Origin of the sequence: Pseudolabrys taiwanensis, assembly GCF_003367395.1 — a bacterium.
Taxonomy (GTDB): domain Bacteria; phylum Pseudomonadota; class Alphaproteobacteria; order Rhizobiales; family Xanthobacteraceae; genus Pseudolabrys; species Pseudolabrys taiwanensis.
In genome coordinates this window covers 3,590,185-3,611,480 of record NZ_CP031417.1, presented here as the reverse complement: position 1 = coordinate 3,611,480, position 21,296 = coordinate 3,590,185, and the positions used below count along the sequence as shown (strand labels likewise).

20 protein-coding genes are annotated in these 21,296 nt (G+C 64.1%); 9 read left to right on the top strand and 11 right to left on the bottom strand.

Annotated features, from left to right (window positions below; translation table 11 throughout):
• Entirely contained in the window at positions 1-525 is a 525-nt protein-coding gene (locus DW352_RS17170; RefSeq protein ID WP_115692482.1) for a TRAP transporter small permease, read from the bottom strand.
• Positions 525-1,550, bottom strand: a complete 1,026-nt coding sequence (locus tag DW352_RS17165; RefSeq protein WP_115694461.1) for a TRAP transporter substrate-binding protein — start codon at positions 1,548-1,550, stop codon at positions 525-527. Before DW352_RS17165 ends, DW352_RS17170 begins: the two co-directional genes overlap by 1 nt.
• A gap of 151 nt (positions 1,551-1,701) precedes the next feature.
• Here DW352_RS17165 and DW352_RS17160 point away from each other — a divergent pair, with 151 nt between their 5' ends.
• Complete coding sequence (locus DW352_RS17160) at positions 1,702-2,196, top strand: MarR family winged helix-turn-helix transcriptional regulator (RefSeq protein ID WP_162827016.1); 495 nt, start codon at positions 1,702-1,704, stop codon at positions 2,194-2,196.
• A gap of 117 nt (positions 2,197-2,313) precedes the next feature.
• Here DW352_RS17160 and DW352_RS17155 read toward each other — a convergent pair whose 3' ends face one another.
• The 9 genes from DW352_RS17155 to DW352_RS17115 form a co-directional block, all read right to left on the bottom strand.
• A complete protein-coding gene (locus tag DW352_RS17155) occupies positions 2,314-2,730 on the bottom strand; it encodes an acyl-CoA thioesterase (RefSeq protein ID WP_115692480.1) in 417 nt (138 codons plus the stop codon).
• Between the two features lie 33 nt (positions 2,731-2,763).
• A complete protein-coding gene (locus DW352_RS17150) occupies positions 2,764-3,294 on the bottom strand; it encodes a class I SAM-dependent methyltransferase (RefSeq protein ID WP_115692479.1) in 531 nt (176 codons plus the stop codon).
• Positions 3,295-3,387: 93 nt separating this feature from the next.
• Positions 3,388-4,149 (bottom strand): SDR family NAD(P)-dependent oxidoreductase, encoded by a 762-nt coding sequence (locus tag DW352_RS17145; protein WP_115692478.1) that lies wholly within the window; start codon positions 4,147-4,149, stop codon positions 3,388-3,390.
• Between the two features lie 111 nt (positions 4,150-4,260).
• A complete protein-coding gene (locus DW352_RS17140) occupies positions 4,261-5,502 on the bottom strand; it encodes a thiolase family protein (RefSeq protein ID WP_115692477.1) in 1,242 nt (413 codons plus the stop codon).
• A 13-nt stretch (positions 5,503-5,515) separates the two neighbouring features.
• A complete protein-coding gene (locus DW352_RS17135) occupies positions 5,516-7,378 on the bottom strand; it encodes a feruloyl-CoA synthase (RefSeq protein WP_115692476.1) in 1,863 nt (620 codons plus the stop codon).
• A gap of 169 nt (positions 7,379-7,547) precedes the next feature.
• On the bottom strand, positions 7,548-9,422 hold the full coding sequence (locus tag DW352_RS17130; protein ID WP_115692475.1) for a feruloyl-CoA synthase: 1,875 nt from the start codon (positions 9,420-9,422) through the stop codon (positions 7,548-7,550).
• Between the two features lie 112 nt (positions 9,423-9,534).
• Positions 9,535-10,344, bottom strand: coding sequence for a crotonase/enoyl-CoA hydratase family protein (locus DW352_RS17125; protein WP_115692474.1), 810 nt, complete (start codon positions 10,342-10,344; stop codon positions 9,535-9,537).
• A gap of 98 nt (positions 10,345-10,442) precedes the next feature.
• A complete protein-coding gene (locus tag DW352_RS17120) occupies positions 10,443-11,654 on the bottom strand; it encodes an ABC transporter substrate-binding protein (protein WP_115692473.1) in 1,212 nt (403 codons plus the stop codon).
• A gap of 154 nt (positions 11,655-11,808) precedes the next feature.
• Positions 11,809-12,261 (bottom strand): DUF3237 domain-containing protein, encoded by a 453-nt coding sequence (locus DW352_RS17115; RefSeq protein ID WP_115692472.1) that lies wholly within the window; start codon positions 12,259-12,261, stop codon positions 11,809-11,811.
• Between the two features lie 150 nt (positions 12,262-12,411).
• On the opposite strand from DW352_RS17115, the gene pcaF reads away from it, so the two are divergent.
• The 8 genes from pcaF to DW352_RS17075 all read left to right on the top strand — a co-directional run bounded on the left by pcaF (position 12,412) and on the right by DW352_RS17075 (position 21,293).
• Positions 12,412-13,617: a 3-oxoadipyl-CoA thiolase gene (gene pcaF, locus DW352_RS17110; RefSeq protein ID WP_115692471.1), complete on the top strand. Its 1,206-nt coding sequence runs from the start codon at positions 12,412-12,414 to the stop codon at positions 13,615-13,617.
• A gap of 32 nt (positions 13,618-13,649) precedes the next feature.
• Positions 13,650-14,357 (top strand): protocatechuate 3,4-dioxygenase subunit beta, encoded by a 708-nt coding sequence (pcaH, locus tag DW352_RS17105; RefSeq protein ID WP_115692470.1) that lies wholly within the window; start codon positions 13,650-13,652, stop codon positions 14,355-14,357.
• Positions 14,357-14,968: a protocatechuate 3,4-dioxygenase subunit alpha gene (pcaG, locus tag DW352_RS17100; protein ID WP_115692469.1), complete on the top strand. Its 612-nt coding sequence runs from the start codon at positions 14,357-14,359 to the stop codon at positions 14,966-14,968. Before pcaH ends, pcaG begins: the two co-directional genes overlap by 1 nt.
• Positions 14,969-15,273: 305 nt before the next feature.
• The gene (locus DW352_RS17095; RefSeq protein WP_115692468.1) at positions 15,274-16,716 is read left to right on the top strand and encodes a hypothetical protein; all 1,443 of its coding nucleotides are present in this window, start codon (positions 15,274-15,276) and stop codon (positions 16,714-16,716) included.
• 16 nt (positions 16,717-16,732) lie between these two features.
• Entirely contained in the window at positions 16,733-17,599 is an 867-nt protein-coding gene (locus DW352_RS17090; protein ID WP_115692467.1) for a methylenetetrahydrofolate reductase, read from the top strand.
• Between the two features lie 42 nt (positions 17,600-17,641).
• Positions 17,642-18,754, top strand: coding sequence for a 5-methyltetrahydropteroyltriglutamate--homocysteine S-methyltransferase (locus DW352_RS17085; RefSeq protein WP_115692466.1), 1,113 nt, complete (start codon positions 17,642-17,644; stop codon positions 18,752-18,754).
• 172 nt (positions 18,755-18,926) lie between these two features.
• Entirely contained in the window at positions 18,927-20,030 is a 1,104-nt protein-coding gene (locus DW352_RS17080) for a 5-methyltetrahydropteroyltriglutamate--homocysteine S-methyltransferase (RefSeq protein WP_115692465.1), read from the top strand.
• Positions 20,031-20,189: 159 nt separating this feature from the next.
• Positions 20,190-21,293, top strand: coding sequence for a 5-methyltetrahydropteroyltriglutamate--homocysteine S-methyltransferase (locus tag DW352_RS17075; protein ID WP_115692464.1), 1,104 nt, complete (start codon positions 20,190-20,192; stop codon positions 21,291-21,293).
• Positions 21,294-21,296 lie beyond the last annotated feature (3 nt).

The following is a 21,296-nucleotide window of genomic DNA, read 5'->3' as shown; positions in this document are numbered from 1 at the left end:
CTACTCGACTGAATGGATTTCGTCGGGGCGGGCCAGTATCTCCGGCCAGAAAATCAGCCTTATCGTGCGCGCGATAAGCAGAACGACCGACGAGGCGAGCCCGATCCAGGCGATCAGGTAGTAGATCCAGACCGGCTGCCGCAGATCGAAAGTGCCGACATTGTCGGCGCGTGTGCCGATGACTTTGACCGCGAACATCCATGTCAGGGCGATCATCGCGATCAGCGTGACGACGGCCGCGAACACGTCCATCGCGCGCTGCGCCCAGGCCGGGGATGCGCTCCAGAGCAGGTCGACTGTGATGTGGTCGCCGCGATAGCCGGCAACGGCGATGCCCCAGAAGATCAGAATGCCGAGCAGCAGACGGGTGAAATCGTAAGCATCCGGAATGGACCAGGCGAAGAAATAGCGCAGCAGCACCGACACGAAGGTAAGCAGTGTGACGACGGCGAGAAAACTCGCCGCCGCCACTTCGATGGCATCGATGAAGCGGTCGACCGGACCGCGACCCGCTTGCCCGCGCATCAGTAGGCCGATTTGAACTTGACGAGCTCGGCCTTGAGCTCGTTCATGATCGTGTCGGGATTGCCGCCGGCCTTCTTGACGCTATCGGCCCAGCTCTTATGCAGCGGTTCGGCCGCCTTCTTCCATTCGGCGAGCTGCTCCGGCGAGATCGTGTAGACGTCATGGCCTTCGGCTTTGAGCTTGGCGATGCCGCTGTGCTCGAAGTCCGCCCACGGGCTCGCGACCCGCAGCGCCCACTCGTTGGTGCAGTGGTTGTCGATCACCTTCTTCTGACTCGCGGACATCTGATTGTATTTGTCCTTGTTGAAGACGAAGGCGAAGGTCGTCACGTAGAGTGGCACCTCCATATGATATTTGGTTACCTTGTCGATGCCGAAGAGCGGGATCGAGCCCCAGGGGAAGGTGACCGCGTCGGCAACGCCCTTCTCCAGGATGTCGCGGACTTCCGGCGCGCTCGATTGCACATTGGTGCCGCCCAGCTGCGTGACGAAGGTCGCCATGGTGGCGTGGGCCGGGCGGATCTTCATGCCCTTGATGTCGGCCGGCACCATGATCTTCTTGGATTTCGAATGGAACGTGCCCGGATCGTGGACGAAGGCGAGGCAGAACTTGACGTCTTTCATCTCGCGGTCGGCGTATTTGCGATACCAGGCGTCGAGGGCTTGCGAGCCGCCTTTGCCGTTGGCGATCAGGAACGGCAATTCGCCGGCGCCGATGATCGGAAAGCGGCCGGGTTGATAACCGGGATTGATATACGTGAGATCGGCGATGCCATCCCGCGCCATGTCATAATGGTCGAAGGCTTTGCCGAGCTGCTGGGCGGGATAGACCTTGAACTTGATCGTGCCGCCCGAGTCTTTCTCGACCGAGGTACCCCAATCTTCCAGCGCCTTCTGCAGCGGATGAGAAGGCGGTACCCAGTGCGATAGTTTTAATTCGAATGTTTTGTCTTGCGCGAACGCACCGGAAGTGACGACCGTTGCCAAAGCGGCAGCGTAGACATATCCCGCGAAACGGGCTTTCATGACTTCCTCCCTCGGTTCGGTCGGCTTCACGCCAACTTTTCCGATATTTGAGCCGAATGTCGGGGAGGTTGTAAAGGGATAGTTTGATCTCAAACTAATAGCGGTCTCGAACTTTAAAGAAAAGACGTCGGTTCCGGGAGTGACGGTCACGGTGCGTAAAGGCAATGGCAAGGGGGCGGGACGTCCGCCGCGCAACGGCGATGCGGCGGCAAGGCCGGTCGATTTCGGTCCGCTCGCAACCTGGGTCGGGTTCAATCTGCGCGTGGCGCAAGAAGCGACATTTCAGGCGTTTTCGCACCGCTCGGCGGAAATAGGCGAAAGCCCCGGCCGTTTCAGCACGCTGACGATCATCGCGCGCAATCCCGGTATCAGCCAGACCGAACTGAGCACGGCCAACGGCCGCGACAAGTCGAGCCTCACGCCGGTCATCGAAGATTTGGTGCGGCGCGGTATGGTCGAGCGCAAGCGTATGGACAACGACCGCCGCACCTATCGGCTGACGTTGACCGCCGCCGGCAAGAAGACCTTGGCGTTGATGACGCGCGCGGCGCGCCGACACGAGCGCAATCTCGACCGCATCATCGGCCTGCGCGACAAGAAATGGTTCCTGGAGATTTTGAAGCGGATCGCAGGGGAGATCGAGTGAAGCACTGCGTTCGTCCCCGCGAAAGCGGGGACCCAGTACGCCGCAGCCTCTCAAGAGGACACGGAGTACTGGATCCCGGCTCGCGCGATGCTGTGCATCGCTTGGCCGGGATGACCGCTAGGCTTCTTGAAACTTCTCCAGCACGGCGGCCGGAATCGGAAACGATTTGAGCCGGCCTTCCGCATCGCGGAGCGTCCAGACCCGCTTGTCGGTGCATTCCACGCACAATTCGCCGTTCAGCGTCAGCTTGTGCTCGACGTCGAAGCTCGAGCGGCCGAAGGTGATCGTGCTTGTCACCACAACGTCGTCGCCGAAGCGGGTCGGCTTGTGGAAGCGCGCATGCGTGCGCACCATCGGCCAGCCGGAGAACTCGAGCTGCTTGAACATCTCGAACTTGGTGATGCCGAGCGCCGCTTCGAACACCAGGGCGGTCGAGGCGTCGAAGATCTCGAAATAGCGCGGGTAGAAGATGATCCCGGCGGGGTCGCAATCGCCCCATTCGATGCGCACGGTGCGGCTGAAGGTGAAGGACATGCGGGTAAGCTTCCTGTCGCGGCCGCTGTCCTCTTAGCCGTCTTTGTCGCGGCGGGCCAGCCAGACGGTGTGACCGCCGCAGGCCGGGTCTTCGGCGACGTGGTCGACGACCGAGAAGCCGTTGGCGGCGAGCAGCGAGCGGTATTCGTCCGGATCGAGGCTGGCGTGGTACAACGGCTCGCCATGCAGGTTGCCGATGGCTTCGCCATGGCGCGGGCCGCTGGAAAACCACAACGGTGCGCCCGGCAGCGCGTGCGCGGCGAAGATCGGGAACATCCGCCGCTGGTCGTCATAGGTGAGGTGAAAGAAGCTGTCCCAGGCGATGACGCCCTGAAAGCGCCTGCGGAGCGCGAGATGCCGCATGTCGCCAACCAGCCAGTCGTGGTCGGGGAAATTGCCGCGGGCAAGCGCGATCATGGTCGGCGACGAATCGATGCCGGTTACATCGTAGCCTTGGCCGATGACGTAACCGGCGATCGGTTGGCCGGCGCCGCAGCCGATGTCCAGCACCGTGCCGCCGGCCGGGACGAGCGCGAGGAAGCGATCGAGCCAGCCTTTTTCCATCAACGAGCGCTGAGCCGTGCGATCCGCGACCCAGGCGCGGGCCTTGCGCTCGTAGAGCCCGACGATCGCTCGGCGTCGTCCGACATTTCGGGCTTAGCGCGGCGCCATGCGCAGCGCGCCGTCGAGACGGATCACTTCGCCGTTGAGATAGGTGTTGTGCACGCAGTGCAGCACCAAAGCCGCGAACTCGCGGGGTTCGCCCAGGCGCTTGGGGAACGGCACGGCGGCGCCCAGCGAGTCCTGCGTTTCCTGCGGCAGCGCGGCGAGCATCGGCGTCTTGAAGATGCCGGGGGCGATCGCCATCACGCGGATGCCGAACTGTGCGAACTCACGCGCGGCCGGCATCGTCAGCCCGGCGACGCCGCCCTTCGACGAGGCATAGGCTGCTTGGCCGACCTGGCCTTCGAAGGCGGCGACCGACGCGGTCGAGACAATGATGCCGCGCTCGCCGTCGGCAAGCGGCGGGAGCGACTGCATGGCGTGGCCCGCGAGCCGCATCATGTTGAACGTGCCGATCAGGTTGATGCGGATGACGCGCTCGTAATCGGCGAGCGGCATCGGCCCATCCTTGCCGACGATACGTTTGGCCGGTCCGACGCCGGCGCAATTGACCAGGATGCGCGCCGTGCCGATGGCGTCATTGGCTTTCTTCACTGCGGCTTCGCCGCTGGCGCTGTCGGCGACGTCGCAGGCAATGGCGATGCCGTCGATATCCTTGGCGACCTGCGCGGCCGCCTGCTCGTTGATGTCGAGCAGCGCGACCTTGGCGCCGGCTGCCGCGAGCGCGCGCGCCGTGGCGGCGCCCAGGCCCGAGCCGCCGCCGGTGACGATCGCGCTGTGTCCTTTGATGTCCATTAGTCGTGTTCCTTTGAGTCGCCTCACGCTCCGTTCATTCCCGCGAAAGCGGGGATCCAATTGGACGGCCCAACTGGGTCCCCGCTTTCGCGGGGACGAACGGCACGGTTATCAAGCCGCGTCCGGATTCTCGATCAGCAGCGCAATGCCCTGGCCGCCACCGATGCAGGCGGAGGAGATACCATAGCGCAGGCCGCTGCGCTTGAGCTCTCGCGCCAAGGTCAAGGTCAGGCGCACGCCGGTGGCCCCGAGCGGATGGCCGAGCGCGATGGCGCCGCCGTTGACGTTGAGCTTGTTCTCGTCGATCGGCAGCGCGCGGGCGCAGGCCATCACCTGCGCGCCGAAGGCTTCGTTGATCTCGAAGCGGCCGATGTCATCGAGCGTGAGGCCGGCGCGTTCGACCACGGCCTTGATCGCGGGCACCGGACCGATGCCCATGATCTCAGGCGGCACGCCCACCGCCGCGCTGGCGACGATGCGCGCGAGCGGTGTCTTTCCCTGCCGGCGGGCGTAGTCCTTGCTGCCGACCAGCACGGCGGCCGCGCCGTCGACGATGGCCGAGGAGTTGCCGCCGGTCTGCACGCCGCCAAAGGCCGGCTTGATCTTCGCGAGCGCCTCCACCGGCGACGGCCGCACATGCGTATCAGACTTCACTTCGTCCTTGATGCGGATGCCGCGTGTCGTGAAGCCGTCGACCTCGAACTTCTCCGTAGCGACCGATGCGATCTCGCCGTCGAAAAAGCCGCTCGCCTGCGCCTTCAGCGCCCGGTCGAACGAGCGCGACGCATAGGCGTCCACTTCAGGCCGTGTGATCTGGTACTGCTTGGCCAGATTCTCCGCCGTGTCGCCCATGGTGCAGTTGACGCCCGGATCGAGCAGCGCTTCCCACAGGAAGTCCTTGAACTCGATCTGGCCCATACGGAAACCGCCGCGATGCGTATAGGCGGCGACCGGATTGCGGCTCATGCTCTCCGCGCCGACGCAGAGCGCGAGCTCGGCGCGGCCGAGCGAGATCGCGTCGGAGGCTTGCGAGATCACCTCGATGCCGGTGCCGCAGACGCGCTGTACCAGATGCGCGGGCGTCTCGACCGGCACGCCTGAATAGAGGCCGATGTGGCGCGGCAGCATGTAGGCGTCGAAGCTCGCCTGCGCCATGTTGCCGGTGATGACCGTGCCGACATCCTTGGGCGACACGCCGGACTTCTTGAACGCCTCGCGCGCGGCCTTGATGCCGAGATCGATCGGCGAGACCAGAGCCAGCGGGCCGTTGTAATCGACGAAGGGCGTGCGCACGCCGTCGATCAGCCAGGCGTCTTCGAAGGTGGCGCCGATACCGGCGGATTTCGCTGTCACTCTCTTTCACTCCTCAAATGCGGATCACGCGCGTCGAGATCTCGTCGGCGTAAAGTTCCTCGACCAGGGCGGCGCGGTTCTTGAGAACGGCGCGCTGGTTGATCGAGCCTTTGTCGGTCATCTCGCCGCTGTCCATCGACGGCGGATCGGTCAGCAGGATCATGCGGGCGACGCGGTTGGACGAGCCCGTGCTCGCCTTCGCCATGTGCGCCAGCAATGTCGTGAAGTGCTGCTGCACCAGATAGTGCTGGATGATCTGCTCCGCCGGCGCTTCTGGCGCGCGATGGGTCAGCTTGCGGCAGGCCTCCACGTCCGGGAACACCAGGGCCGCAATGTGATCGCGGTCGAGCCCGGCGAAGACCACGTCGCGCACGTAAGGCTTGAAGGCGTCGACGAACTGCGCACGCAAAGGGCCGACATTGACCCAGGTGCCGGTCGCGAGCTTGAAGTCCTCGGCGATGCGGCCGTCGAAGAGAAGACCCTGTTTGGGATCGCTCGGATCGGCGAACTTGAAGGTGTCGCCGAGGCGGTAGAAGCCTTCCTCGTCGAAGGCGGCCTTGGTGAAGTCCGGCTGGCGCCAATAGCCGGGCGTGATGTTGGGGCCGCGCACCCGCGCTTCCATTTTGCCTTCGAACGGCACCAGCTTGAGCTCCATGCCGGCGGCGGGCAGGCCCATATTGGCGGCGTTGTCCGTCGCCCAGGTGCGCGCCAGCGCGCAGGGCGCTGTCTCGGTGGCGCCGAACCCGGTCAAGAACATGATCTGCTCGCCGCAGGACTGCACGGCGAGCGCATTCATCTCGTCGAACACGTGCTGCGCAATGCCGGCGCCGGCGAACCACAGCACCTTCACCTTGCTGAAGAAGGTGTGGCGCAGCTCGGCGTCGGCGCGCAGATGCGGCAGCAGCGCCTCGTAGCCTTTCGGCACGGTGAAGTACCAGGTCGACGGCACCTCGCGCAGATTGCGCACGGTCTCTTCGATGGCGCCGGGCAGCGGCTTGCCTTCGTCGATGTAAAAAGTGCCACCATTGAACAGCACCAGGCCGACGTCGTGGTTGCCGCCGGCGGTGTGATGCCAGGGCGCCCAATCGACGATCACCGGCGGCTCGTCCTGGAAATAGGCGAGCCCCTGCCGCAGCATCACCTGATTGGCGCACCACATGCGCTGCGTGTTGATCACGCATTTCGGGATGCCGGTGGAGCCGGAGGTGAACAGGAACTTGACGATCGTGTCGGGCCCGACCGCATCATGCGCGGCATCGACGGCGGTGCCCGGCGCTGCGCGCAGATCTTGGAACAGCGAGGTGCGGCCGGCGATCGGATTGCGGCCGACCACGACCGCGACGTTGCTCGGCACAATGGTCTCGATGGCGCGGGCGAATGTCTGGCCGTCGGCGGCGTAGACGAGGCCCGGCGTGATCAAATCGAAGATCGCCCGCAGGCGGGCGAAATCCTGCGACACCAGCGAATAGGCCGGTGAGATCGGCGCATAAGGCACACCGATGTAGATCGCGGCAAGACCGATCAACGCATGTTCGATGTCATTGCCGGAAAGGACGACGATGGGACGATCGGTCGAGAGGTTGTGCTGAAGCAGCGCCTGACCGATGGCGCGCGCACTTTCGAGCGCCTGCGCATAGGTCACCGTACGCCAGCCGCCGCTGGCATTGCGCTGTGCCATGAAGGTGCGATCGGGCGTGCGCTCGGCCCAGTATTCGAGCCGTTCGGTCAGCTTCTTTGGATACGGCCCGAGCGGCTGTGGCGAACGCAGGATGAGCGTGCCGTCGGCGCGCCGCTCGACCGTGACGTCCTGCGGGCCGAGTTTGACCGGGCGGTGTGCCGTTTTGGTGGACGGAGCGCGGGTGGCTTCCAGGCTCATGCTGCCGACCTCTGCCCGTTCGCCAACTTCTCCCCGTCATGCTGAGGTGCGAGCGCGCAGCGCGAGCCTCGAAGGATGAGCGGCCCCAGATGTTTCGGCCGTCGCCCTTCGAGGGCCGCCTGCGGCGGCCGCCTCAGGGGGGCGGGACGGATGCTGAGGACGCGAGTTCTCAACGCACGACTCCGATGACCTTGTTCGAGAGCGGCGCCGCATAAAGCTCATCCACCAGCGCCGCGCGGTTCTTCAACACCGCGCGCTGGTTGATCGAGCCCTTGTCGGTCATCTCGCCTTTGTCCATCGACGGCAGGTCGGGCATCAGCAGGGCGCGCATGACGCGGGTCGACGAGCCGGGGCTGTCGGCGGCGAGTTGCGTGAGGCGCTCGGTGAATGTCTTACGCACGGTCGCATCGGCGACGATCTGCGCCGGTGTCGCGTCGGGACCGAGACCGGCCAGCTTGCGGCAGGCTTCGACGTCCGGGAATATCAGCGCGGCGATGTCGTCCTGGTTCTGCCCGGCGAAGACGACATCGCGCACATATGGCGCGAAGAAGTCGATGAAGCGCGCGCGCAGCGGGCCGACGCTGACCCACGTGCCGGTCGTCAGTTTGAAATCTTCGGCGATGCGGCCGTCGAACAGCAGGCCTTTGAGCGGATCGTCGGGGTCGGCGAATTTGAGCGCATCGCCGATCTTGTAGAAGCCTTCGTCGTCGAACGCATCGCGGGTCAGGTGCGCCTGCCGCCAATAGCCGGGGGTGATGAGCGGGCCGCGCAGCCGCGCTTCTAGCTTGCCCTCGTTCGGCACCAGCTTGAGCTCGACGCCCGGCGCCGGCAGGCCGATATTGCCTGAGCTCTCGAAATCCCAGGTGCACGCCAACGCAAGCGGCGCGGTTTCCGTCGAGCCGAGCGAAGAAAGAAAGACGACACGCTCGCCGGTGGTCTCGATCGCAATCTTGTTGAATTCGTCGCGCGTCATCTGGTTGAGCGCGGCGCCGGCATAGAACAGCACCTTCAGCCGGCGGAAGAAGTTATTGCGCAGCGTCTCGTCGGCGCGCAGGTGTGGGATCAGCGCTTCATAGCCCTTCGGCACGTTGAAATAGATGGTCGGCGCGATCTCGCGCAGGTTCCGCGCCGTCTTCGGCACGCCCGGCGGCGTCGGATTGCCGTCGTCGATGTAAAGCGAGCCGCCGTTCACGAGCACCATGTTGAAGTTGTGGTTGCTGCCGAACGTGTGACTCCAGGGCAGCCAGTCGAGCACGACCGGCGGCTCGTCGGTGACGAAGGGGAAGCCGGCGGCGAGCATCGCCTGATTCGAACACATCATGCGATGCGTGTTGATCACGCCTTTCGGCGTGCCGGTGGAGCCCGAGGTGAACAGGAACTTGGCGATGGTGTCCGGCGTCACGGCATCATGCGCGGCCGTAACGCCCGCACGGTCCTCTGAGCCGATCAGTTCGGCGAATAACGTGACCTTGCGGTCGGCAGGCGCATTGCGCGTCACCACCACTTCGACATCGGCAGGAACGATCGCATCGATGGCGCGGGCGAAGGCCGTGCCGTCGTTGGCGAAGACCAGGCCCGGCGTCAGCAAATCGAGGATCGCGCGCAATTTGCCGAAGTCGCTCGACATCAGCGAATAGGCCGGCGAGATCGGCGCGTAAGGCACGCCGACATACATGGCGGCGAGGCCGAGCAGCGCCTGCTCGATGCAGTTGGACGACAGCACGGCAATCGGCCGCTCCGCCGACAGGCCGCGCCGCAGGATCGATGCGCCGATGCGCTTCACCGCATCGAATACCTGCGCGTAAGTCAATTCGCGCCACCGTCCCTCGCTGTCGCGCTGCGCGAGGAACACGCGATCGGGCGTCGCTTTCGCCCAATGCTCCAGTGGCTCACTGATCTTGTCGTGATACGCGGCGAGCGGCTTGCCGGCGCGCACGTAGAGCGTTCCGTCCGGCCGACGCTCCACGACGGCGTCAGGCGCGCCGAGGCGCACCGCGCGGAGCGGTGCGGCCGTGAATTCTACCTGGCGGTTCGGCAATGGCATTTCATCCCTGATCTTGTTGTCGTTGTCTTGCGCAACGTTACGAGGCGCCGTCCGCGGGCCTCAAGAGAAGCTTATTTCCGGGCCGGCTTGAGGCGCGGCCTGGCATCGGTCGTCACGAGCGCGTGACCTTCGGTGCGCGCTTTTCAAGAAATGCCTTGAGCCTGTCTTTCGCCATCGGATCGGCCTGCGCGATGGAGGCCATCAGCGCTTCCATGGCAAAGCCCGAACCAGGTGCCATTTCGGCGATGCGTGGCAGCGCCTGCGTCACCGCGAAGTTGGTCAGCGGCGCGTTTGAGGCGATGCGGGTGGCGAGTTCCAGGCCCTTGGCAAAGCCTTTGCCGGTCTCAACGAGGTAGGTGGTGAGGCCGATCGCCAAGCCTTCTTCGGCCGAGTAAGTGCGGCCGGTCAGCATCATGTCCATCATCCGCGCGACGCCGATAAGGCGCGGCAGTCGCACCGAGCCGCCGCCGCCGACATAGATGCCGCGGCTGCCTTCCGGCAGCGCGTAATAGGCCGAGCGCTCCGCGACGCGCACATGGACCGACGCGGCGAGCTCGAGGCCGCCACCGACCACGGCGCCGTGCAGCGCAGCGACGACCGGAACGCGGCCGTACTGGATCTTCTCGAAGGCGCGGTGCCAGACGCGCGAATGCGCGATGCCCTGTTGGATGTCGCGCTCTTCAAGCTCGCTCAGATCGAGACCTGCCGAGAAGTGTTCACCATCGCCGCACAGCAGTACCGACAGGACGTCGTCGGGCAGGTTGTCGAAGAAGGCTTCGATACCGAGCACGGTTTCGTCGTCGAGCGCGTTGCGCTTGTGCGCGCGGTTGAGGCGCAGGATCGCGACCGGCCCTTGCCGCTCGGCTTGGACGGAAGACGGCAGGGATGCCTGCCAGTGATCGGTAGACCGCGTCGAATTCACTTAACACTCCTGCTGACGCCGCTGCCGATCGTGATGGGCAGCGGCGCGATCATGTGACGATGTCGTTTGCCAAGCAACGGCTTCACGAACCTGTGCGGTTACTTGGCGCCGGCAACCAGCGGGCAGCCGCCGTCCGCCAGCGGACGGAATGCTTTGTCGGCCGGAATGGTGCCGGTGATCTTGAAGGCGTCCCATTCGCTCTTCGATTCCTCCGGGGATTTCACCTGCAAGAGATAGAGCGGGTGGATCTTGCGGCCGTCGGCGCGAATGGTGCCCTTGCCGTAGAGCGGATCGTCGGTCGGCATCGCCTTCATCGCGTCGACCACGGCCTTGCCGTCGGTCGGCGAGCCGACCTTGTCGACGGCCTTGAGGTAATGCAGCACGGCGGAATACACGCCGGCGTGCATGTGGTTCGGATACATCTTCTTCGGGTGACGCTCGGCGAAACGCTTGGCGAAGGCGCGCGTGTCGTCGTTGAGATCCCAGTACCAAGCATTGATCGCGGTCAGGCCCTGCGCGGTCTTCAGACCGATCGCCGGCACACTCTGCAGGTCGAAGATCAGCGCGACGATCTTCTGCTTCTCGCCGATCTTGAAGTCGGCGGCCTGTTTGATGGCGTTGACGGTGTCGCCGCCGGCATTGGCGAGCGCCACGACGTCGGCCTTCGACGCTTGTGCTTGCAGCAGGAACGACGAGAAGTCGTTGGTGCCGAGCGGATGGCGCACGACGCCAAGCACCTTGCCGCCGCTGGCGTTCACCTCATCGGTCGCCTGTTTCTCGAGGTCGTGGCCGAAGGCGTAGTCGGCGGTGATGAAGAACCAGGTCTTGCCGCCCTGTGCGAGCACGCCGCGCGCGGTGCCGTGACCGAAAGCCCAGGTGTCGTAGGTCCAATGCACGAAATTGGGCGAGCAACGCGGCCCGGTCAGCGCGGCGGTGCCGGCGCCCGAGCCGATCACGACCTTGTTCTTCTCACGGCCGATGTCGGAGACGGCGAGCGCCACCGCCGAGTTCGGCAGGTCGATGACCATGTCGACGCCTTCGACGTCGAACCAGCGCCGCGCGATGCCGGCGCCGACGTCCGGCTTGTTCTGGTGGTCGGCCGAAATCACCTCGACCTTACGCTTGGATTGCTTGGCGAAGTCCTCGACCGCGAGCTGGGCGGCGAGCACCGAGCCCGGGCCCTGGAAGTCGGCGTAGACGCTCGACATGTCGTTCATGACGCCGATGCGCAGCGTGCCGTTCTGTTCGGCCAGCGCGGGCGCGGCGATCAATGCGGCCGCCAGCGCGGCATAGCGAAGAGAGCTCAGCATGGGGTCCTCCCGGGGACGTGAGCGGCGTGGTGGTATTTTTTGTCTGCCGTGGGCGAATGTTGTCAGGGACAACAAAATTCGTCAAGATTGTTGTCGCCGACAACAATTCACGCGCAGGTGCCGGGAGGCCGCGCTTCGTCCGGTCGCGGCTGAGTTACAGGACTTCGTAGACGTCGAGTTTGACCGCACGCGCCTCGCGCTGCCCGTGGGCGATGGCCAGGATGCGATTCATCCAGTCGACCGCCGGTTCGGCGGTTTCGAAGCGCATGACGGTGCGGAAATAGTACAGCGTCGGGTCGACATTCTCGCCGCGCGCGAGCCGGGCCATGACTTCCGGTGGGCCGTGACGCAGGCCCTCGCTCGAAACGAGAATGCGCGCGCCGGCATCTGTCTCGATGGTGTAGCGCGCCTGGATGTCGGCAGCGCCGTCGGCACGGATGATTTGCCAATCGGCGCCGCCGGGCAGCACCCGGCCGTTGAGTTTAGGTCCGGTCACCGGCCCGCCGAGAATATTGATGATGCGGCGCTCGCCCAATGGCGTTTGGCCGAGGCTCATGATGCCTTCGAGTTCGCAGCGGATCGTGAAGATGGGTTGCGCGGTAAGCATGGCAGGCGATTGTCGGAGCCCCAATTAAAAGGAGGTGCATTTGACCCTGTCCGGGCCGGGCCGTAAATACGGGGCCGCGACCGAGAAGCGTGCGAGTTCGCTCGTTTTCGCCTCAGGACGGCGTAATAGCGATGGAGTTAGGAAGCGATTATGCGTGACGTTTTCATCTGCGATGCAGTTCGTACCCCCATCGGCCGTTATGCAGGCGCGCTCGCCAAGGTGCGGACCGACGATCTGGCCGCCATTCCGATCAAGGCGCTCATGGCGCGCAATCCGAAGGTCGATTGGAGTAAGCTCGACGAGGTGTTCCTCGGCTGCGCTAACCAGGCGGGCGAGGACAACCGCAACGTCGCCCGCATGGCCGCGCTGCTCGCAGGGCTGCCGGTCGAGGCGCCGGGCGTGACGCTCAACCGCCTTTGCGCCTCCGGCCTCGATGCGGTGGGAACCGCCGCCCGCGCCATTCGTGCGGGCGATATGGACTTCGCGATCGCCGGTGGCGTCGAGTCGATGACGCGCGCGCCCTTCGTACAGGGCAAGGCCACGGAAGCCTTCTCGCGTTCGGCCGAGATCTTCGACACGACGATCGGCTGGCGTTTCATCAACCCGTTGATGAAGGCGCAATACGGCGTCGATTCCATGCCGGAGACCGGCGAAAACGTCGCCGAGGATTTCCAAGTCACGCGGGCCGATCAGGATGCCTTCGCATTCCGTTCGCAACAGCGTGCCGCCAAGGCGATTGCCGCCGGCTACTTCGCCAAGGAGATCGTCCCGGTCGAGATCGCCGGCCGTAAGGGTGAGGTGGTCAAGGTCGACAAGGACGAGCATCCGCGTGAAACCACGATGGAGCAGCTGGCCAAGCTGAAGACGCCGTTCCGCAATCCCGGCACGGTCACCGCCGGCAACGCGTCCGGCGTCAACGACGGCGCGGCCGCGCTGATCATCGCCTCGGAAGCGGCGGTGAAGGCGCATGGGCTGACGCCCCGCGCGCGCATTCTGGGCATGGCTTCGGCCGCCGTGCCGCCGCGCATCATGGGCATCGGTCCCGTTCCGTCGACGCAGAAGCTGATGGCGCGGCTGGGGCTCAAGATCAGCCAGTTCGATATCATCGAGCTCAACGAAGCTTTCGCCTCGCAGTCGCTCGCGGTGCTGCGCCAGCTCGGGCTGTCCGACGATGCCGAGCACGTCAATCCGCATGGCGGGGCTATCGCGCTCGGCCATCCGCTCGGCATGTCGGGTGCACGGCTGGCGTTGACGGCGACGCATGGTTTGGAAGAACGTGGCGGCAAGCTCGGACTTGCCACCATGTGCGTCGGCGTAGGCCAGGGCGTGTCGCTCGCAATCGAACGCGTCAGTTAAAGAACGGGCCCAAGGACTAAGGAACAACAACAATGTCGCTCATCTACCCGCGGGAAAGCCTGAACGCTTATCCCAAACATCTAACCCCGGAATACAAGAGCACGGTCAAGCGCTCTCCCTCGAAGCCGCTGATCATTGTGCCGCACACGTTGTCCGAGCTCACCGGACCGGTTTACGGCCACGATGCGATCCAGGAAGGCGACAACGATCTGACCAAGCAGGCCAAGGGCGAGCCGCTCGGCGAGCGCATCATCGTACACGGCCGCGTGCTCGACGAGGACAAGCGCCCGATCCCGGACACGCTGGTGGAGATCTGGCAGGCCAATGCCTGCGGCCGCTACGTGCACATCGTCGACCAGCATCCGGCGCCGCTCGATCCGAATTTCACCGGTGCCGGCCGCACAATCACCGACAAGAACGGCTACTACAAGTTCATCACGATCAAGCCGGGCGCCTATCCGTGGGGCAACCATCACAATGCCTGGCGGCCGAACCACATCCACTTCTCGGTGTTCGGCCACTCGTTCTTGTCGCGTCTCGTCACGCAGATGTACTTCCCGGGCGACTACCTGTTCCCGTTCGACCCGATCTTCAATTCGGTCCCCGACGAGAAGGCGCGCATGCGCATGGTGTCGACCTTCGACCTCGAAAACACCGTTCCCGACTGGGCGCTTGCCTTCCACTTCGACATCGTCCTGCGCGGCCGTGAAGCCACCCCTCTCGATACGGACAAGCACTAATGTCGGAAATTACTCCCTCGCAAACCGTCGGTCCGTTCTTTGCCTATGGCCTCACGCCGAAGGGCCGCGCCCATTGGGATCCGGATGGCACCTATAGCTGGAAGGAAACCGTCGGCGACGATTTGATCACGCCCGACGCGACCGGCGAGAAGATCCGCGTCGAAGGCCAGATCGTCGATGGCGACGGCAAGCCGATCAACGACGCGATGATCGAGATCTGGCAGGCGGACGCACAAGGCCGTTACGCGAGCCCCTATGACAGCCGCCGGCCGAACACGCAGTTCAAGGGCTTCGGTCGCTCCGCCACCAACAAGGAAGGCGTGTTCGGCTTCTCGACCATCAAGCCCGGTTCGGTGCCCGGGCCGAACGGCAAGCCGCAGGCGCCGCACATCGTGTTCTGCATCTACTCGCGCGGCATGCTGCGGCAGGTCTACACCCGCATGTATTTTGCCGGCGAAGCCGCGAACGGCAGCGACCCGATCCTGGCACTGGTGCCGGCCGATCGCCGCGACACGCTCATCGCCAAGAAGCAGACGCAGGGCGACGCGACCGTCTATCGCTTTGACATCCGCGTCCAGGGCGATAACGAGACCGTGTTCTTCGACGTCTAGCGCGTCGATCCGGACGCATGATTGCTGATTTTCAGGGGTGGAGCGTACGGCGCTCCGCCCCTTTTCTTTTGCCCACTCGAGTGGGTCTTGGCCCACTGCAAAATTTAATGTTTGCGTCTTGCATTGCGGGAAGTGGCTGATTTCGAGCAAAAATATTACGTTTGAAGCCTATTCTGCGTTGCCCACTGTTGCTGCCCAACTTTCTTTACGACGTTTTGTGGTTGACGGCGGGGGGCTGAATTGTTTCGCTTGAGCGCATAACGGCCGGTCAGAGCCGATTTGGAAACGCGCCAAGGACAGTGCTTATGAACGAGCAAATCCTTCAGGAAATCACCGATTTCTGCCGCCTGCGCGGGCTCGCCGAATCCACCTTCGGCCGCCGTGCCGTCAATGACGGAAAACTCGCCAGCCGCCTCCGCAATGGCGGCCGTATCACGACCGACACGCTCGAACGCATCAGGGCATTCATGACAACCAGCGCCGAAGATGCGCCGGGCCGCCGGCGCGTACTGTTCGATCCTTCAAGTACGTCCGGCGCGACGCCGGGTACGCCCAGCCACACCTCGGCGCTGCCACAGATCACACCGCCGGCGCCGCCGGTCGCGGAAGGCCAGGCCAGCGACGATCCGCAGCGGAATTTCCGCTTCTTCGATAACCGGCAGAAATATCTGCTGTTCGTGAACACTTGCAGCGAGAAGTGGGAAGTCGCGAACCGCGTCAGCCAGGAACTCGCCAACATCCATCCGCATCCGCCGGCGGTGCGCCTGTTCGATGCCGGCGTCGGCGACGGCACGGTGCTCGCGCGCGTGATGCGCTCGATGCACGACCGCTTCCCGACCATGCCGTTCTACATCGTCGGCAAGGAGATCAGCCTCGAGGACGTGCGCCTGACGTTGCAGAAGCTGCCCGACCGTTTCGTCGAGCATCCGGCCAGCGTCGTCGTGCTCACCAACCTCGCTTATGCCGAGGCGCCGTGGCTGGCGACCAAGTCGCTCAGCGCCGCCACCAGTCTGATCTGGAAGGAAGTGGCGATGGACGGCAACACCGCCCATTCCTTCGAGAAGCAGATCACCGATCTCGAGCCGTTCCTGGCGGAAAGCTGGAAGGCGCGCGTGTCGGCGAAGAGCGGCAACCCGGTCTATGAGCGACCGGTCATTCTGGTGCTCTATCGCAACGACCACAAATTCCTGCTCGACCAGGTCATCCCGAAGCCCGGCGGCACGAATGCCGACTACGATCTCGTCATCGCCTCGCAGCCTTATCGCGCGCGTGCCTCGCTCGAGTTCAAGGCCAAGCGCGTCTTGGCGCCGCTTGCCCGCGCACTCGGCCCGGGCGGCCGCATGATCACCATCCAATCCTACGGCAACGATCCGGGCATGGAGGTGATCCACAAGGTTTGGCCGGAGGATAATCCGTTCATGCACAACCGCTACGACCTCTTGAAAGCGGTGAAGCACGAACTCGGCGCGGGCGGGCGCGATCTGAACTTCAACGCCTATTCCGACCAGCGCGCGCTATTCCGCTACGAAATGCACACGCTGCCGTCGGAGATTTCCTCGTCGATCGGCACCTCGACGTTGCTCGCCGCCTGGAACGCGGCGATCTACGTGGCGCAGGTGGAGGACGACCGGCTGTCCGATGTGAACGCCGACCGCCGCTATATCGACGCCACACGCGACGTGCTGCAGCAGCACGGAGGCCTGTGGTTCTATGACGAATCTTTCGTCATTTCCCGCCGCCGCGATTAAACGGCGGTCCGCGCCGATGACCGCGCCCGCGCCAACCATGGATTTCGGGCGCCGCTTCTCGATCGAAGCGACGCGGCCGGATGCAAACGAGGTCGCGGCTTTGGCCGCGATCCTGCCGGCCGGCACCGAGGTCTATTTCACCGCGGTGCCGACCGTCGGACTTGCCGAAATCATCCAGGGCGCGGCTAATCTGCGCAAAGCCGGCCTCGAGCCGGTCATCCATATTGCCGCGCGCCGGCTGCCGAACGAACAGCATCTCAAGGAGCTCATCGGCGGCCTGCGCGGTGAGGCCGATGTGCGCCGGCTATTGGTGATCGGCGGCGACGTCGACAGCGCCGGACCTTATCAGGACGCGCTCGCGGTGTTGCAGAAGGGCCGCCTGCGCGAGGCCGGTATCGAAACCGTCGGGATCGGCGCTTATCCCGAGGGCCATCCGCGCATTTCGCCGGGGCGGCTCGAAGCGGCGCTCGACGCCAAGATCGCGGTGGCGGTGGCGCAGGGCCTGTCCGTTCACCTTGTCAGTCAATTCTCGTTCTCGCCGGAGCGCATCCTGGCATGGCTGCAGCAATTGCGAGCGAGTGGCATCAGGCTGCCGGTGAAAGTCGGCATGGCCGGGCCGACCAGCGTGCCGGCGCTCTTCCGTTACGCCAAGCGCTGCGGAGTCGGCGCCTCGCTGCGCGGTCTCGTGTCGGGCGCGGCGACGGGCCTCATCGGCAATGTCGGCCCGGATCGCATCGTCGACACGCTCGCCGTGGCGTCAGGTCTCGGCGACATCGCCCCGCATTATTTTTCCTTCGGCGGCGTAGTTGAAACCGCGCGCTATGCATGCGAAGTGGCGCGCAGGACGCACGGTGAAACCCGTGCTATGGCTCACCCATCTTAAGGCCCGCCGCGTCCGCGGCCGGGGTATTTCGCGGAGGAAATTATGGCTCAACGCACCAAGCCGCCGTTCCGGGCGGATCATGTCGGCAGCATTCTGCGCACCGCGCCCGTCAAGGAAGCGCGCGCCAAGCACGAGAAGGGTGAGATCAACGACGCCCAGCTCAAGGAAGTCGAAGATCGCGAGATCGAGAAGATCATCAAGAAGCAGGAAGAGATCGGTCTCGAGGCGATCACCGACGGTGAATTCCGCCGCTCGTTCTGGCATTACGATTTCTACGGCATGCTCGACGGCGTGGACGTGGAGCTGTCCGACCACGGCATCCAGTTCCAGGGCATGCAGACCAAGATGAAGGTGCTGAAGGTCACGGGCAAGATCGGCTTCGCCGCCAATCACCCGATGATCGAGCACTTCAAGTTCGTCAAGGCGCACGCCACGAAGACGCCGAAGATGTGCATTCCGTCGCCGACGGTCATGCACTTCCGTCTCGAGCCTGGTTCGGTCGCCGCGAGCGCCTATCCGAACCGCGACGCCATCTTCGACGACCTCGCCATCGCCTATCAGAAGGCGATCAAGGCGTTCTACGACGCCGGCTGCCGCTATCTGCAGTTCGACGACACCGCCTGGGCCTATCTCTGCTCGCAGGAAGAGCTGAAGAAGGCGCGCGAGCGTGGCCTCGACGTCGATCACCTGCAGGACACCTACACCAAGTGCATCAACAAGGCGCTGGAAGCCAAACCCGCCGACATGGTCATCACGACCCATGTCTGCCGCGGCAACTTCCGTTCGACCTTCATCTCGTCCGGCGGCTATGAGCCGGTGGCGCAAAGTCTGCTCGAGAAGTGCAACTACGACGGCTACTTCCTCGAATACGACACCGATCGCGCCGGCGGTTTCGAGCCGTTGCGCTTCCTGCCGAAGGGCAACAAGGTCGTGGTGCTCGGCCTGATCACCTCCAAGAGCGGCACGCTGGAGAAGAAGGACGACGTGAAGAAGCGCATCGAGGAGGCGACCAAGTTCGTCGCGCTCGATCAGCTCGCTTTGTCGCCGCAGTGCGGCTTCGCTTCGACCGAGGAAGGCAACGTGCTGGCCGAGGACGAACAGTGGGCCAAGCTCAAGATGGTGGTCGACCTGTCCAAGGAAGTGTGGGGGAAGTAACCTCATTGCCGATGCTGTCATCGCCCGCGAAAGCGGGCGATTCAGTATTCCCTCTGGATATTTGAGCCGATAGGCTCCGAATACTGGATGCCCCGCTTTCGCGGGGCATGACTGCCGAGAATAAGGTGCAGCGGGGCTAACCCGCGCGCCGCTGAGCAGGGAGCGAAACCACATGTCCGCCCGGACCACGCCACCCTTTCGTGCCGATCACGTCGGCAGCCTGCTGCGCCCGGCGCCGCTGAAAGAAGCCCGCGCCAAATTCGCCCAAGGCGCGATCGACGCGGCGGCGCTGAAGGAAATCGAAGACCGCGAGATCGAGAAGATCGTCGCCAAGCAGGCGGAGATCGGCCTCAAGCTCGCCACCGACGGCGAGTTCCGCCGCTCGTGGTGGCACTTCGATTTCTTTCGCGGCCTGCAGGGCGTCGACTTCATCGAAGCGCCGCCGATCAAATTTCACGGCGTGCTAACCAAGAGCGAGGCGGTCAAGATCAACCGCAAGGTCGACTTCGCCGGCCACCCGCATCTCGAGCACTTCAAGTTTTTGAAGAGCGTGTGCAAGACCGTGCCGAAGATGACGATCCCGGCGCCATCGACATTCCACTTCCGCCAGGGCCGGGTGATGATCTCGAAAGAAGTCTATCCCGATCTCGATCAGTACTTCGCCGACGTCGCTGCGACCTGGAAAAAGGCGATCCGCGCCTTCTACGACGCCGGTTGCCGCTATCTGCAGCTCGACGACACCGCCTGGGCGATGATCTGCGATCCGAAGGAGCGCGCGCATTCGCGTGAGCGCGGCGACGAGCCCGACAGTCTACCGGCCAAGTATGCGGAGGTGACCAACGCGGCGCTGGAAGGCAAGCCGGCGGACATGACCGTCACCATGCATTCCTGCCGTGGCAACTTCCGCTCCACCTTCATCGCCTCGGGCGGCTACGAGTTTGTCGCCGAACACTTGCTCGGCAAGGTCAACATCGACGGCTACTTCCTCGAGTTCGATACCGACCGCGCGGGTGGTTTCGAGCCGCTCCGCCATCTCAAGGGCAACAAGCAGGTGGTGCTGGGTCTCGTGACCTCGAAGAGCGGCAAGCTCGAGTCCAAGGATGACATCAAACGCCGCATCGACGAGGCGACGAAATTCGTGCCGCTGGAGCAGCTGTGTCTCTCGCCGCAATGCGGCTTTGCCTCGACCGAAGAGGGCAATGTGCTCGCCGAGGAAGAGCAATGGGCCAAGCTGCGGATGATCGTCGAGTTGGCGGAAGAGGTGTGGGGAAGGTAGCTCTCTTATCCCTCCCCCGCTTGCGGGGGAGGGTGGCGAGCGAAGCTCGCCGGGTGGGGGCCATTATCGAGCGACACCCCACCCGTCCGCTCGCTAGCGCTCGCGTCCACCCTCCCCTTTCCGGGGAGGGATAAGGAAGAAAAAGGGAGAGAAACAAGCATGTCTCAACGCACCAAGCCGCCCTTTCGCGCCGATCATGTCGGCAGTCTGCTGCGTCCCGCTGCGCTGAAGGAGGCGCGCGACAAGGCAGCCAAGGGTGAGATCGACGCCGCCGCCCTGAAGGCGGTGGAAGACCGCGAGATCGAGCGTGTCATCAAGAAGCAGGAAGAGGTCGGCCTCAAGTCGATCACCGACGGCGAGTTTCGCCGCTCATGGTGGCATCTCGACTTTCTGTGGGGGCTCGACGGCATCGACAAGCATGTGATGGACAGTGGCGTTGCGTTTGCCGCGGTCAACACGCGCAACGAGGGCACCAAGGTCACCGGCAAGATCGGCTCGGCGCATCATCCGATGATCGAGCATTTCAAGTTCGTTGCCGCGCACACCAGGCAGACGCCGAAGATCACCATTCCCGCGCCGTCGGCACTGTGGGGCCGGCCGATCCTGACGCCGGTCGACAAGGGGGTCTATCCGCAGCTCGACAAGATGTTCGAGGATCTGGGCCTCGCATACAAAAAGGCGGTGCGCGATTTCGCCAATGCCGGTTGCCGCTATTTGCAGCTCGATGAAGTATTCATCGCCATGCTTTGCGACGAGAAGTACCGCCAGCAGATGCGCGATCGCGGCGATGATCCGGAGAAGCTTGGCGAGCTCTACGCCGATCTCATCAATGTCGCCATGTCGGACATTCCCGCCGACATGACCATCACCATGCATATGTGCCGCGGCAACTACAAGTCGACGTATATGGGCGCCGGCGGCTACGAGGCCGTGCAGGAGATCCTGTTCAATAAGATCAAGGTGCACGGCTTCTTCATGGAGTACGATTCGCCGCGCGCCGGCTCGTTCGATCCGCTCAAGCTGCTGCCGAAGGATAAGACGGTGGTGCTCGGCCTCGTTACGACGAAGACCGGCAAGCTCGAGAGCCGCGACGAGATCAAGCGGCGCATCGACGAGGCCGCCAAGTTCACGTCGCTCGACCAGCTCTGCCTGTCGCCGCAGTGCGGCTTCGCCTCGACCGAGGAGGGCAACGCGCTCGCCGAGGAGGAGCAGTGGGCGAAGCTGCGCATGATCGTCGAGTTGGCCCAAGAGGTGTGGGGGTAACCC

Coding starts and splice junctions, on each gene's coding strand:
- DW352_RS17170 (WP_115692482.1), bottom strand. CDS start 525: ATGCGCGGGCAAGCGGGTCGCGGTCCGGTCGACCGCTTCATCGATGCC.
- DW352_RS17165 (WP_115694461.1), bottom strand. CDS start 1,550: ATGAAAGCCCGTTTCGCGGGATATGTCTACGCTGCCGCTTTGGCAACG.
- DW352_RS17155 (WP_115692480.1), bottom strand. CDS start 2,730: ATGTCCTTCACCTTCAGCCGCACCGTGCGCATCGAATGGGGCGATTGC.
- DW352_RS17150 (WP_115692479.1), bottom strand. CDS start 3,294: ATGGAAAAAGGCTGGCTCGATCGCTTCCTCGCGCTCGTCCCGGCCGGC.
- DW352_RS17145 (WP_115692478.1), bottom strand. CDS start 4,149: ATGGACATCAAAGGACACAGCGCGATCGTCACCGGCGGCGGCTCGGGC.
- DW352_RS17135 (WP_115692476.1), bottom strand. CDS start 7,378: ATGAGCCTGGAAGCCACCCGCGCTCCGTCCACCAAAACGGCACACCGC.
- DW352_RS17130 (WP_115692475.1), bottom strand. CDS start 9,422: ATGCCATTGCCGAACCGCCAGGTAGAATTCACGGCCGCACCGCTCCGC.
- DW352_RS17120 (WP_115692473.1), bottom strand. CDS start 11,654: ATGCTGAGCTCTCTTCGCTATGCCGCGCTGGCGGCCGCATTGATCGCC.
- DW352_RS17115 (WP_115692472.1), bottom strand. CDS start 12,261: ATGCTTACCGCGCAACCCATCTTCACGATCCGCTGCGAACTCGAAGGC.
- pcaF (WP_115692471.1), top strand. CDS start 12,412: ATGCGTGACGTTTTCATCTGCGATGCAGTTCGTACCCCCATCGGCCGT.
- pcaH (WP_115692470.1), top strand. CDS start 13,650: ATGTCGCTCATCTACCCGCGGGAAAGCCTGAACGCTTATCCCAAACAT.
- pcaG (WP_115692469.1), top strand. CDS start 14,357: ATGTCGGAAATTACTCCCTCGCAAACCGTCGGTCCGTTCTTTGCCTAT.
- DW352_RS17095 (WP_115692468.1), top strand. CDS start 15,274: ATGAACGAGCAAATCCTTCAGGAAATCACCGATTTCTGCCGCCTGCGC.
- DW352_RS17090 (WP_115692467.1), top strand. CDS start 16,733: ATGACCGCGCCCGCGCCAACCATGGATTTCGGGCGCCGCTTCTCGATC.
- DW352_RS17085 (WP_115692466.1), top strand. CDS start 17,642: ATGGCTCAACGCACCAAGCCGCCGTTCCGGGCGGATCATGTCGGCAGC.
- DW352_RS17080 (WP_115692465.1), top strand. CDS start 18,927: ATGTCCGCCCGGACCACGCCACCCTTTCGTGCCGATCACGTCGGCAGC.
- DW352_RS17075 (WP_115692464.1), top strand. CDS start 20,190: ATGTCTCAACGCACCAAGCCGCCCTTTCGCGCCGATCATGTCGGCAGT.